This is a genomic window from Hymenobacter coccineus (assembly GCF_001816125.1).
Lineage (GTDB): Bacteria > Bacteroidota > Bacteroidia > Cytophagales > Hymenobacteraceae > Hymenobacter > Hymenobacter coccineus.
Genome location: NZ_MDZA01000099.1, coordinates 40,451 through 52,713, shown reverse-complemented (window position 1 = coordinate 52,713; position 12,263 = coordinate 40,451). Strand labels below are relative to the sequence as shown.

Sequence of the window (12,263 nt, the reverse complement as noted above, 5' to 3'; positions counted from 1 at the left end):
CTAGAGCCTGTTATGAACTTGCGGCGTGTCGGGCGAGCATGATGCAGGCGAAGACGACGAAATGGAGTTGCTGCAAGCTGACGCTGAGTCGCTCGTAGTCGCGGCCCAGCCGCCGAAAGCGACTGAGCCAGGCAAAGCTGCGCTCGACGACCCAGCGCTTGGGCAAGAGGACAAAGCCGGTTTGGCCTTCGGGCTTCTTAACCACTTGCAGGTCAATGTCGTGCACAGCTGCGGCGTACTCGGCCTCCTCGCCCGTGTAGCCTTGGTCGACAAAGCCTACGGTCACCGTCTGGCCCGTGATTTCCTGCACCTGCCGGCACAACTCGCCGACCTGCGCCCGCTCCTGCTCATTGGCCGGCGTGATGACCACGCTCAGCAGCTGGCCCAGCGTATCGACGGCGATGTGCGCCTTGCTGCCCTTGCGCCGCTTGGCCCCGTCCCAGCCCGCCCGCTGCCCGCTCTCGGGCGTACTTTGCAACGTGCGCCCGTCGAGTACCACGACCGAGGGCGTGGCCGCCCGGCCGAGCAGTACCCGCTGCAACTCGTTCAAATCGTGCACAATAGACTCGAATATGCGGGCATCTCGCCAGCGCGTCCACTGCTGATAGACCGTCGCCCAGGGCGGCAGGTCGCCGGGCAGGTAGCGCCACGGGCAGCCCGTGTGGGCCAGGTAGCGCAAGGCGTTGAATACGTCGCGCAAGGCGTAGTCGCGTTGCGGCGCGTCCTCGCGCATCAAGCACAGGTACGGGGCCACGAAGGTCCATTCGTCGTCTTTTACATCGCTGGGGTAAGCCATACCCCGAATTTCGGCACAAGTTCATAACAGGCTCTAGTAACTGCTGCACAGCCGAGTTGGTGACCGCCCCGGTCGCCTGTACTTGTAACACCACGCGGCGCAGGTCTTCGCGCAGGCCGTTCTGCCGCAGCGATGCTTCCGTGTGGCGAAAGAACTCCACGGTGCACCCGCCGGCTTCAAACGCGTACCGGGGAGCCGATAGGCCTTGGCGCTGACATTTGACCATCATCTTGATAGTGCCCCGTCCCCACGCTTCAATGTAGCCCGCGCGAAACAGCGTATTCGCTAGGTCGGGATTAAACGGGCGGGACGGGTGCTTGTGGGTCAGGTTGTCGACGGTCCAGGTGTCGGGCAAGTGGCCGTCGTTCCAGAAAAGCAGGCGGTCGTCGTACACGCTCACTTGCACCGGTGGACCGCTGCTGTAGTCCTTGTGGGCGACGGCGTTGAGCAAGTCCTCCCGAATGGCTTCCCGTGGAAATGGCAACGCTTCCGTACGTCCGGCGCCTTCGTAGCGGATGTCCGCGGTGAGGTACTTGGTGAGCAGCAGGTCCAGCCCTTTTTCAACCTGGTCGAACACCGGCCCGTGCACCTCGTCTTGGTAGCGCAGGTCGTCGTCGGTCGCGAACCGACCAATTTTGAGGTACGCCCCGGTCACGAACCGCTCGGGTGTTGGGTGAAACAGCAACAGGGCCGCCCGCTTCAAGTAGGCGCCCTCCACCAAATGCAAATTATCGAGCAACGCGGCATCGCCCTCGTGCAACGCCTCCCCCTCCACCCGCAACAACCAGCAGCCCTGGGCCAACCTGGAGGACTACTGCCGCACGCTGGTGGGCCAGGGCCACGAGCTCTACGTCATTTGTGGCTTGTACGGGCGGGGCGGCACCGGTTCCAGTGGCTACCTCACCACCCTGGACCAGGGGCGGGTGACCGTGCCGGCCCACTGCTGGAAAGTGGTGGTGGTATTGGCCGCCGGCACCGACGACGCCGCGCGGGTGAGCAGCGCCACGCGGGTGATCGCCGTCGACACGCCCAATGACAACGGCTTAAGCACGAGTTGGGGCACGTACCGCACCAGCGTCGACGCCCTCGAGGCGGCCACGGGCCTGAATTTGTTCTCGGCCGTAACCGCTAACGTGCAAACCGCCGTGGAGGCCCGCACCGACACGGGCCCTACGAATTGACCGGCCCACCGTTCGGCCCAGGCGGTTAGTGGCAATATCGAGTGTACCCGAAGGCCTCGCCTTGGCGCACAGGGCCTTTGGGCACGGGTTTTTTTGATCGCTGCCCAGCCACTGCTGGCCGGCCCGCGAGGCCGGCGGTCCTAGCGCCGCACCGGTACGGAACCAGCTATTTTCCCCCCCAGTTCGTGCACTACCCGCTCGAGCTGCCCTTGGTGGCCGAACGTGCGCGGCGGGGTGCTTCCCTGGGCAAGCGCTCGGGGAACGTGCGTTAGCCAGGCCATCGCGCCGTCCACGTCGGGGAAGCAGTTAATGGCCGGCCCGGGCCGCCCGTTGCGCACCGTTTGCCCCACGCGGCGCCCGGGCCGCGCCCCCGCGTTTACCCAGGCCGCGTGCGCGGCGCCGGCCAGGGCCAAGTGGGGCAGCAATTCCTGGGCGAACCACCGGGCCACGTGCCGGTGCCCGCCCGTCACCAGGGCATTGTTGTTGAGCACCCACGCGTACGGGCGGGGCAGGTACCAGCGGGCCACCGCCACGCCCGCGGTTTGCACGGCGGGCTGCGCCAAGTCCCCTTCCCAATCCAAAAACAGCCAATCGTTGAACGAATCGTAGTAAACAGCCACGCCCAGCAGCCGCTCCAGTAGGTGTAAACGCATCGGAATATAGGATAAGCTAGTGAAGCAAATAGCAAATAGCGAATACAAGGTACGTAGCTGCAAGGCAAACAGCTAATTATCAGTTTAATACAAGTGCAGTTCGGGCAATGTGTTGCCCGAGCTGGCCAGCGTCGTGGTCGTGCCAGAGGTCTTCCAGCGCGATGCCGCGCAAGGGCGAATAAAAAGGGGCCACGCGCGTAAGCATAAGGAGAAAAATTAGTAGTTATCGCAGCTGAATCTCCGTATTCGCCCGCTGGTGCGGCGTTTTCTTGGGTCGGAACTTTGTTGCCTGCCCCATCTTCCAGTCCCTTCCGATGGCCTACGACCCCCGTTTCGGCCCCAACGCCCAAACCCCCGCCGCCCGCGCTTGGGTGCTGCAGCAAATGCAGGCCGTTATTCCCGCCCTGCGCACGCGGGTCACGGCCCACGCCCAAGGGTTGTACGACCGCTACGTGGCCGGGGAGCTAAGCTGGGCCGAGGTGCGCGGTACCCTCGACGAGGCGTCCGCAGGCTAGCGGCGTAACGCGCCTGCGACCGGGGCGGGGCGGCACTGGCGCAGCCAGCGCTGGGCCTCCGCCACGTCCTCGAACACCTGCAGTTCGAACGGGCCCCCGGCCGGCAGCTGTCCCGGGATGACGTCGTGGTGCCGATCGGCTTGCACCACGTGGGCCACGTAGCGCAGGCCTAGCGCCGCGGCCTGCGGCACCCACACCCGGGCCAGCCAGTCCAAGCTGTCAAACCAGGGCCCGCGCAGCGGGGTGTTGTCGTTGAGCAGGTACGCGCAGGGCACGGCCGCAGCGCGCGCTAGGTAGGCGGCCGCCCCGCGCATGGCCTCCTCCTCGTCCACGTAGCCGCGCCAGGTAGCCCGCAGCCATCCCTCGGTTTCGTCGTAAGTGAGCGCGCACGAGCTGCCGTCGAGCGGGTCTTTGTTGACGTTGAGGAGCATGGGCAGACGTAAAAAGGATGGGGGAAGCACCAGCAGCGAAGCTACCGGTTAACACAGGAATAAGCACGGGGTCAAATACTTAAGTATTCCGAATAACTACGTACCCCTGCTGTGGATACTACGTTGTGACGTGCTTGGGCCGTAATGCGTTTCTGTGCCCTGGCAACCGTGTAATGCGCTAGAAGGGTGCTCCTATCTTTGGGCCACTAAAAACCTCCCTAGTCGCTGGGTTCTTTTGTGGGCGCGTGCTGCCTATGTTCAGCCTGCGCCGCCCGTTGACAAGAAACGGCGGCCAAAGCCGAGCCGGGACGGCCGTGCTGAGTAGTGCGCGCCGCCAAATCCATAGTTACCGGCCCAATACCCGTAGTTGCCGGGCGCACCGCGCCCGGGTGGGGGCCGCACACCCGGCATGGAAGATCTCCCAACCGAGGCCGCGCGGCGGCGCGCCATTGCCTGGGCCACCAACCTAAGCGCTGGTACCCCCTGGCCCCGCACGCCCACGAGGCGGCCTTGCTCGAAGACTGCGCCCGGGACCTGCTTGCGCTCGACCAGGTGCTGGCCCGACTCGACGGGCGCATGCACCACGTGCGCTACTGCAGCTGGGCCACGCACCCCTTCACCGACGGCCAGCTCACGGACTTGCTTACCTGCCCACCCGTTACTTAGCGCTCGGATTAACTCCCGTTTTTGCGGCTCATGTGCTGCCTAGGCTAGCGGGGCCCTACTGGTGGTACCAACTCTACTTTTATGTATAAAACTTTTGCCCTAGCCAGCGCGCTGGTTGTCAACTCGTTTATCGCGTTCGCCCAAACGTATTCCATCAAAGACTATGGCGCGGTGGCTGATGGCAAAACCCTCGCCACGGCCGCCATCCAAAAGGCCATCGATGCCTGCCACAGGGCCGGCGGTGGCACGGTGGAAGTGCCGGCCGGCACCTACGTAGTCGGCACCATCTCGCTGAAAAGCAATGTGGAGTTGCACCTGGGCAGCGGCGCCGTGCTGCGCGGTAGCGCCCGCTTGGCCGATTACCAAACTTACACCGTGCCCGAGTACGGGCAGAACCACTACGGCATTTTGTACACGGCCGGGGCCGAAAACGTGACGCTGAGCGGGGAGGGCACGATCGACGGCAATAACCCGGCCTTCTACGATTTTACGCAAGCCAAGAAAATCGACACTGCCGCGACCCGCTACACCCGCCAGCGCGGCAACTACCGCAAAGTCGTCGACGGCGGCATCGGCGACGGTCCGGTGGTGCCCAAGGACCGGCCCCGGCAACTGGTTATTTTCTCGCAGTGCAAGCACGTGCGCGTCAGCAACGTGTCGCTGCTCAACTCCCCGTTTTGGACCCTGCACTTTGCCGACTGCGACGCGGTGAGCGTAACGGGCATCCGGCTCTGGAGCGGCCTGCTCGTGCCTAATGCCGATGGCATCGACGTGACAAGCTGCACCAATGTGCTGATCGATGGTTGCGATATTCGCTCGGGCGACGACGCGCTGGCCATCGTGGGCTACGACCACCACTTCGAGATTGCGGGCTTTACCGGCCAGCGCCACGTGTCGGAGAATATCATTGTGAGCAACTGCAACTTGCAGTCGTATTCGAGCGGCATCCGCATTGGCTTCTTGGACCAGAATACCGTGCGCAACGTAACGGTGAGCAACTGCAATATTACTAACTCGACGCGCGGCATCAACATCTCGCTGCGCGATGAAGGCTCGCTTGAAAATCTGAGCTTTAACAACATCCGCATCGAAACCAAGCTGCGCACCGGCGACTGGTGGGGCAACGGCGAGCCGATCCACATCTCCGCCATCCGGGGCAAGGACCACGTGAAGCTGGGCCAGATTAAGAACGTGCGCTTCAACGACATCACCTGCGTGGGCGAAAACGGCATGTTGGTGTACGGTACCGAAGAGAGCGTCATCAAAGACGTGACCTTCAACAACGTCACCTTCGATCTGGTCGACAGCAAGCTCAACAACGTGGCTGGCGGCAACGTGGATTTGCGCGGTAACTCCGACCCCAAAGTTGGCCTGTTCGCCCGCGATATTCCGGGCCTGCTCGCCGAGCACGTCGACGGCCTGCGCATCCAGAATTTTACCCTGAACTGGGTGAACCCCCACGCAGCCTTTCTAACGAATGGCATCGAGGTTAACCATTTCAACAACTTGCTTATCAGTAATTTTCGCGGTACCGGTGCGCCCACTAGCCCCAAGGCTCACCCCGTGGTGCTCACCGATGGTACCGGCGCCGCCCTGCCCGACGCGGCCAGGGGCATGGTGCAGCGCACTGGTGTGCGCTAGCCGCGGCCTAAGTGTATGGCCCGCAACGGTTTTTAGAAGGCGAGGACCTGTAACAAAAGCGCTTCGCCTGCCTTCAGGCATGTAGCGCCCGTCCAGGTGAGGTGGTCTAGGAATGACGGACGGAAGGGGAGCGTTGCCTACCCTGTTATGGCAACAAAATCCAGCGGAACGTCGCCCGACAAGCGGCGTAAATAGGCCTTGAAGGTCGAGGCCCTGCGCCTGGCCGGCGAAAGTCGCAGCACACAGGCCGCCGCGCGGCAATTAGGCATTAGCTCCAAAGTGCTTTATCGCTGGCAGCTGGCGAAATTCGTAGCCGAGGTGAGCCGTGAAGAAGTAGCGCAATCCGGAGGTGCACGCCCCGCGGACCCGCCTCAAGCGGGCCGGGTAGGAGCTCGACATTTTAAAAAAGCGTTGGTCATCTTCGGCCAGCCCGGGGCTTGGTGAGTACCTACCAGCACAGTGCCCAGCGCGCCGCCCGTGCGTCCGTGCGTCCCCTATACTTAGGTGCTGCGCGTGGCTCCGGCCGCGTACTATATCGGGCAGCGCCACCTGGGGGCACCCATTGAGCCGGCGGGGCAAGTGTTCGTGCGCGAAGCGTATACGTGCCACCACCAGCGCTATGGCACCCGTCGATTGTGCGCCGAATGCAGCCCCAGGGCCATGCGGTTGGCCGCTGGCGCATCCGCCGCGAGCGGAAAACCGACGGCCAGCGGGTCCAGCAAAGCGTGAGCCAGCGGGGCAACTGCTACGGCAACACCCACACCGTATCCTTCTGGAGCCGCTTCAAAGCCGAATTGCCCGACGGTGGCCGCTTCCCGGTCTGGCCGAAGCCAAGCTCTAAATCAGCCACCACATCGCCGAGCGGCGACATTCTTCGTTCGGTTATCTTGCCCCAGCTACTTCGAAAAGCAACTTCAAACAACGTCTCAATTCTGTCCAGCTTAGCTAGACCACCTCAGTTCGTGGTGGTCGTCACCCTCATGAACCTGTGGGCTTGTTGCCTGGTGTGGCGCTACCGGCCCGGTGGGCCGGCCGGCTACGCCTAGGGCATACGCTGGGGATTAAGCCTATTTCTACTTGGGACGTTGGTGGGCGGCGCGATGGGCCGGCTGGGCCGGCATACGGTGGGGGCACCCGATGGGGGGGGCGGCCTGCCGCTGCTGGGCTGGAGTACCCGCGCCGGTGACCTACGCATTGCCCACTTCGTGGGACATTCACGCCCTACAAACGCTCCCGCTGCTAGGCTGAAGCCTGCGCCACCGGCAGCCACGCTGGGCTGCACTGCTCACCAGCGCCGGAGCTTTGGCCTGTGCTGCGCTCATGGGCGTTCTATTGAAGCGCGCGCTGCATAAACTGCCGCTGCAACATGGAATCCGAGAAACAGTGCTCAGCTTTCTGCTTAAGAAAGAGATGCTTGCGGTAGCGTTTAATGCTGGTGAGGCTAGTGCCGGTCAGTTGTACGTTTTCGCTCACGGACAAACTTTTTTCGTGCGCTTTTTTGACTTTAATCAAGTTCTCGGCATCGAGTTCTTTGGGCCAGCCGATACGCTTGCTCTGGGCGGCGGCTAATTGCTGACCAGCTTTGGTCTTCTCCAAAACGCTCTCGCGGTCGTACTCGGCTGAGGAGGCGAAGATGGAGAGCATAAACTTGCCAGCTGGCGTCGTAGTGTCAATGCCCAGGTCCTGGGTATTATCGCCGCGGGCCAGAATGTGCTGCACTACTGAATTGCCTCGTTTGGCACAATAGGCAACTACGCCAAGCAGAGCGGCCTGAGCCAGGCAGCGCAGGATATACATACCTGCCTGAGCGAGGCCAAGCAAGCCAACGAGGAGTAGAGCGCGATTGCGGAGCTAATCCTGCGCACGAATTAACCTAAGCGCAGCAAGCACGCTAAGCCGGCCGGGTAGCGCTTTAAGCTGCCCGGCCGGCTTTTTGGTGCCTCCTCGCCAGCCGCTGGCCGTAAGCCCTAGGTTGGCCGGAGCTTTAATCGGCGTATTTTGCGCCCCTATGCGGGGATTTTTTCTTAGGGGCTGTTTAGGGATTCTGGTGGGGCGGAATTTTACGCAGTAGGAGGACGGCAAAAGCTAGAAAATGAAAAGCTAGCCCGTTATCGTCGTTTGTTTTGAAGCGCACGAGTAAGGTTTTGAAACTGTCTAATCAGGAAGTGGTGCGTTCAATGGCGGCGCGCTCCCAATAAAGCTCGCTATCCAAATAGGTGTCGGCGGCTTCTTCCTTCTGGCGGGAACGGGGGTTCGGAGCCTGTGCTGGCCCGCGCCGCGTTGCCGCCGTCGACCGCCCAGGCCACAGGCTGCCCCACCGCGCCGCAAGTGGGGCCTCACCACCCCCGGCGCCCCCGCGCTGGTGTGACCTGCTCCACGCGCGACGACGACAACGAATGGGTACAGCGGCTGCGGGCCGGCGACACGGCCGCGGTGCAGCAGTTTTGCCAGCGCTACCGCCGGGCCCTGCTGGCCTTGATCGGCCGGCTGGTGCGCGACCCGGCCAGCGCCGAAAACGTGCTCCAAGAGAGCCTGCTGCGCATCTGGCTGGCGCTGGCCAGTTACGACTCCGCCCGCGGCCGGCTCCACACCTGGGCCGTGCGCATTTGCACCCACGCCGCCGTGGACCACCTGCGCAGCCGTGCCGCCGGTCAGGCCCGGCGCGTGGGCTCCTTGGGGCCACTCGCGCAAGTGGGCGCCGAACCCGTCGCCCCGACCACGTTCTGGCCCAAGCACATCGGCCTGGCCGCGCTGCTGGACCAGTTGCGGCCCGCGCACCAGCGCCCGCTGGAACTGGTCTACTTCGAGGGGCGTACCTACGCCGCGGCTGCCGCGGAACAAGGCGTGCCGGTGGGCACCGCCAAGTCGTGGGCCGCTGCGGCCAAGCACCGCCTGGCCCAGTGGTTCTAACCCCGGCGCCGGCCTACGGGTGCACGCCCGCGTCGCCGGTCCAGCCGTAGGCCAGCGCCGGGGCCAGGTGCGCGCGCAAGTACGCCCGCGTGGAGCGCTTGTAGGCAGACAGCTTGACCCAGGCGTCGGGGCCCAAGTTCCCCAACGCGTGCCGGGCCGCGGCCGGCAGCGTGTCATACCATGCGCATGGGCCGGGCAGGGACGGCGCGAAGCCGTTGGACAGGTGGTGGTAGGCCACGGCGGCGACTTTTTCGGCCGGGGTCCGGGGGGGGCGGGCAGGACCATGCCCGCTGGTACGCGTGCCAGGCCAGCAGGGTTAGGCCGCGCAGCGTCCGCGGCGCCGTTGGCCCGGCACGCGTACCTTGTTCCATGGCAATCGCTTGATTGTCTATTACTTCGCTGCACCGTGGACTTCTATGAAGCCGAAACAGCTGCCGACCCGAAACCGTCCGGCGGCACGTGGTCGCGCAGGCCCTGGCCCGCGTGCGGGCGCGCGACCACGTGCCGCGCCCGGAGAATAAAGCATCTATCAAATAAAAAATTTGTTGGTTATGGCCTAGTAAATTTGAGCTGCCTCAAAAGAGGGTTCTCAATACGCTTGTTATCTTAAGGAGATCGAATAGCAGCCGCACCCGTTGCCGCTACTCCGGCCCCGTCCGCGGCCGGGTAAGCCGCAGCAACTGCTGGCAGAGGTCAGCTTCGGTAAAGGGTTTGGGAACGCACGCGTCCATGCCCGCGGCTAGGTAGGCCGCGCGGTCCGCAGTGAACGCGTTGGCCGTCAAGGCCACCAGGGGCAGGCGCGCCCGTTGGGGGTCGGGGTGGCGGCGCAGGGCCCGGGCCACCTCCACCCCGCTCAGGCCCGGCATGCGGATGTCGAGCAGGGCTGCGTCAAAGGCTTGGGTTTCCAGCAAGGCCAGGGCCTCGTCCCCGTTGGCCACGGCCTCGACCGCCACGCCCCGCTGCGTGAGCACCGTGACCACAATCCATTGGTTAACGGGGTTGTCCTCGGCCACCAGCACCCGCAGGCCCCGCAGGCCCGCATAGTCGGCCGCCGCGACGGGGGCGGGCACCGGGGGCGCGGCAGCTTCGGCCCGCGGCAACGCGAGGGTAAAGGCGAAGGTGGCGCCCGCCCCCGGGGCGCTGCTGATGCGCAGCGTCCCGCCCATGCGGTGCACCAGTTGCTCGCTGATGGCCAGGCCTAGGCCGGTGCCGCCCGGCGGGGCCCCCGCTTCCCCCGCCCCGGCCTGGGCAAAAGCCGCGAAAATGCCTTCCTGCTGCTTGGGCGCGATGCCCACGCCCGTGTCTTGCACCCAGTACCGCACCGTCAGGGCCGCGGGCGATTCGCCCACCACGGCCGCGCCGAGCGCAACGCGCCCGCGCGCGGTGAACTTGAGGGCGTTGCCGAGCAGGTTGAGCAGCACCTGGTGCAGGCGGTAGGCGTCGCCGAGCACCTGCGGCGGGTCCGGCGCCGCGGCTTCGACAACTAAGGAGAGCCCTTTTTGCACGGCCAGGGCCCCGACGGCTTGGGCCGCGGCGTCCAGGGCCCCGTTCACGGAAAATGGGTTTCGGGCCAGGCGCAGGGGCTGGGCGCCGAGCGCAGCCAGGTCCAGCACGTCGTTGACCAAGGCCAGCAGGTGTTGCCCGGCCTGCTGCATGGTGCGTAGGTAGTTCCGCTGCAGGGGGGCGAGCGGGGTTTTCTCCAGCAAGGCGGCCAGGCCGAGCACGCCGTTGAGGGGGGTGCGGAGTTCGTGGCTCATGCGGGCCAGAAAGTCTTCCTTGGCCCGGGCGTTTTCCTCCGCCCGTTGCTGGGCGTGCTTAAGGGCCGTCACGTCCGTGAGAACGGTGAGCACGTCCCGGCGCCCGTCGGCGCGCCGCAGCGGGCGCTTGTGCACCTGCAGGTGCGCGGGCTCTCCGGTGGTCATCGCCAGCGCCAACTCCGCCGTCACCGGTTGTCCGGTGGCCACCACTTGGCGGTGCCAGGCGCGCAATTGCTGCAGCTGCGCTTCGGCCGGGGGGCTTTTCTCCGCCCCCAGGTGCGGGACGCGGGCCGCCAGCGCGGCAAAGGCCGCGTTGCGGAAGGTTACCCGGCCGGCGGCGCCGCGTACGTACACGGCGCTAGGCAACGCGTCCACCAGCACCTGCAAAAACGCCTGCTGTTCCCGCACCCGCGCCTCGGCCCGGTAATGGGCCGTGAGGTCGAAGCCCGAGCCGACGACGCGCTGCAACTGGCCATCGGGGCCCAGAATGGGCCGCAAATGGTAGCGCGTGGTGCCCGGGTGCGGCCCCCCGGTGACCGTTTGCTCCCAACTAACGGCGCGCCGCGTGCGCACCAATTTATCGAAGGCCCGCCGCCGCTGGGCGATAACGGCCGGGGGAAAATGACGGTCCGGCCCCGTTTCGGCGTCGGTCCGGCCCAGCATGTGGGCCCGTACGGTGGGGTCGGGGTGCACGGCGGGGTTGACGAAGACGTAGCGGAAGGCGGGGTCGACGACGGCCACCGCCACGGGTACCTGCGTCAGCACGGTTTCGTAAAAGAGCTCCTGCTCCCGCAATTGCTGCGCGGCGCGGTGGCGTGCGGTCACGTCGCGGTAGCACACCAAGCGCCCGGCGCGCCCGCCGGCCAGCACCAGGTAGTCGAGTTCGACCACCCGCCCGTCGGCGAGGACAAACGCTTCGTTGACCGCCGTTTGCCCCGCCGCGTGCAGGGCCCAGGTCCGCGCCGCGAAGGCGGCCGGGTCTTGGAACGCACCTTCGATCGGAACCGTCTCGGGGACGTCGTCCGGGAGACCAGGGGGCAGGCGAAACAACTCCCGAAAATGGGCGTTGAGAAGTTGAATGCGGCCCTCTGGGTCCGCCAGCAGGAGCCCCAGGGGCAGGTGCTGCACCAAGGCCGTGAGTTGGGCCTCGTAACGCTGGGCCGCGGCCAACTGCTGCTCCAGGGCAGCCGCACGGGCCTCAGCGGCCACGCGGGCGGTCCGCTCCAACAAAAAAAGTGAGTTAGGTATCATGCAACGTAGCGGACGCGGACGAACGCCCGGCCGCGAAGTACGGGCCATCCTGCTTAATTTGCGCGCCGCTACGCCGCAGTCGACCTGGAGAAATTGCCTCCCCAAATGAGGTAGGCGTTCAGGGCACAAATGCCTATATAATGCAAATACAGCCATCTTTTTTTCGCTCTAAAAAGAACCGGCTTAACGTTGTTAACGCCCGCTTATCAACCCCCTGTAACGTTTGCAGTGAGGTCTGAGTTGGTCTAACTTAGCTGAACAGTATAAGGACGTATCTTTCTGTTGTGATAAAGGCTAAAGAGAGCGGGCCTTGCCCAGTAAACGACGCAAATACGACGAGGTGTTGCAGGCCTAAACCCTGCGCCCGGCCGCCGCACGCAAGCCGCCACGCAGCAGTTGGGCAACCGCCCCAAGCTGCGCTAGCGCAGCTTGGGGCGGTTGCCCAAGGATTAGGCTTTGATG

At 64.7% G+C, this 12,263-nt stretch carries 12 protein-coding genes and 2 pseudogenes; 6 read left to right on the top strand and 8 right to left on the bottom strand.

Annotation, left to right across the window (positions count from 1 at the left end; all coding sequences use genetic code 11):
• Positions 1 to 10 precede the first annotated feature (10 nt).
• Entirely contained in the window at positions 11 to 796 is a 786-nt protein-coding gene (locus tag BEN49_RS07480) for an IS5 family transposase (RefSeq protein ID WP_070742379.1), read from the bottom strand.
• A 169-nt stretch (positions 797 to 965) separates the two neighbouring features.
• Positions 966 to 1,202 (bottom strand): annotated as a pseudogene (locus tag BEN49_RS30880) (ATP-binding protein); the annotation flags it as partial.
• Between the two features lie 361 nt (positions 1,203 to 1,563).
• On the opposite strand from BEN49_RS30880, the pseudogene BEN49_RS07475 reads away from it, so the two are divergent.
• Positions 1,564 to 1,977, top strand: a pseudogene (locus tag BEN49_RS07475) (DNA/RNA non-specific endonuclease); the annotation flags it as partial.
• Positions 1,978 to 2,117: 140 nt separating this feature from the next.
• Here the strand turns inward: BEN49_RS07475 and BEN49_RS07470 are convergent.
• Positions 2,118 to 2,630, bottom strand: coding sequence for a hypothetical protein (locus BEN49_RS07470; RefSeq protein ID WP_070742427.1), 513 nt, complete (start codon positions 2,628 to 2,630; stop codon positions 2,118 to 2,120).
• 79 nt (positions 2,631 to 2,709) lie between these two features.
• Positions 2,710 to 2,835: a hypothetical protein gene (locus BEN49_RS30080; RefSeq protein WP_262490184.1), complete on the bottom strand. Its 126-nt coding sequence runs from the start codon at positions 2,833 to 2,835 to the stop codon at positions 2,710 to 2,712.
• Positions 2,836 to 2,944: 109 nt separating this feature from the next.
• On the opposite strand from BEN49_RS30080, the gene BEN49_RS07465 reads away from it, so the two are divergent.
• Entirely contained in the window at positions 2,945 to 3,145 is a 201-nt protein-coding gene (locus BEN49_RS07465; protein WP_070742426.1) for a hypothetical protein, read from the top strand.
• Here the strand turns inward: BEN49_RS07465 and BEN49_RS07460 are convergent.
• Entirely contained in the window at positions 3,142 to 3,576 is a 435-nt protein-coding gene (locus tag BEN49_RS07460) for a hypothetical protein (protein WP_070742425.1), read from the bottom strand. The two genes, BEN49_RS07465 and BEN49_RS07460, sit on opposite strands and share 4 nt — an antisense overlap.
• Positions 3,577 to 4,086: 510 nt before the next feature.
• On the opposite strand from BEN49_RS07460, the gene BEN49_RS27705 reads away from it, so the two are divergent.
• The 3 genes from BEN49_RS27705 to BEN49_RS26690 all read left to right on the top strand — a co-directional run bounded on the left by BEN49_RS27705 (position 4,087) and on the right by BEN49_RS26690 (position 6,929).
• Complete coding sequence (locus tag BEN49_RS27705; protein ID WP_158022786.1) at positions 4,087 to 4,242, top strand: hypothetical protein; 156 nt, start codon at positions 4,087 to 4,089, stop codon at positions 4,240 to 4,242.
• An 81-nt stretch (positions 4,243 to 4,323) separates the two neighbouring features.
• The gene (locus BEN49_RS07455; protein ID WP_070742424.1) at positions 4,324 to 5,883 is read left to right on the top strand and encodes a glycoside hydrolase family 28 protein; all 1,560 of its coding nucleotides are present in this window, start codon (positions 4,324 to 4,326) and stop codon (positions 5,881 to 5,883) included.
• A 635-nt stretch (positions 5,884 to 6,518) separates the two neighbouring features.
• Complete coding sequence (locus tag BEN49_RS26690) at positions 6,519 to 6,929, top strand: hypothetical protein (protein ID WP_125916606.1); 411 nt, start codon at positions 6,519 to 6,521, stop codon at positions 6,927 to 6,929.
• Positions 6,930 to 7,212: 283 nt separating this feature from the next.
• Here the strand turns inward: BEN49_RS26690 and BEN49_RS07450 are convergent, their stop codons facing one another.
• Positions 7,213 to 7,704 (bottom strand): recombinase family protein, encoded by a 492-nt coding sequence (locus BEN49_RS07450; protein ID WP_239691858.1) that lies wholly within the window; start codon positions 7,702 to 7,704, stop codon positions 7,213 to 7,215.
• A gap of 543 nt (positions 7,705 to 8,247) precedes the next feature.
• On the opposite strand from BEN49_RS07450, the gene BEN49_RS07445 reads away from it, so the two are divergent.
• Positions 8,248 to 8,793 (top strand): RNA polymerase sigma factor, encoded by a 546-nt coding sequence (locus tag BEN49_RS07445; protein WP_158022785.1) that lies wholly within the window; start codon positions 8,248 to 8,250, stop codon positions 8,791 to 8,793.
• 13 nt (positions 8,794 to 8,806) lie between these two features.
• Here BEN49_RS07445 and BEN49_RS30075 read toward each other — a convergent pair whose 3' ends face one another.
• Both BEN49_RS30075 and BEN49_RS07440 read right to left on the bottom strand, forming a co-directional pair.
• Positions 8,807 to 8,938 (bottom strand): hypothetical protein, encoded by a 132-nt coding sequence (locus BEN49_RS30075; RefSeq protein ID WP_262490183.1) that lies wholly within the window; start codon positions 8,936 to 8,938, stop codon positions 8,807 to 8,809.
• Positions 8,939 to 9,434: 496 nt separating this feature from the next.
• The gene (locus BEN49_RS07440) at positions 9,435 to 11,777 is read right to left on the bottom strand and encodes a PAS domain-containing protein (RefSeq protein ID WP_070742421.1); all 2,343 of its coding nucleotides are present in this window, start codon (positions 11,775 to 11,777) and stop codon (positions 9,435 to 9,437) included.
• Positions 11,778 to 12,263 lie beyond the last annotated feature (486 nt).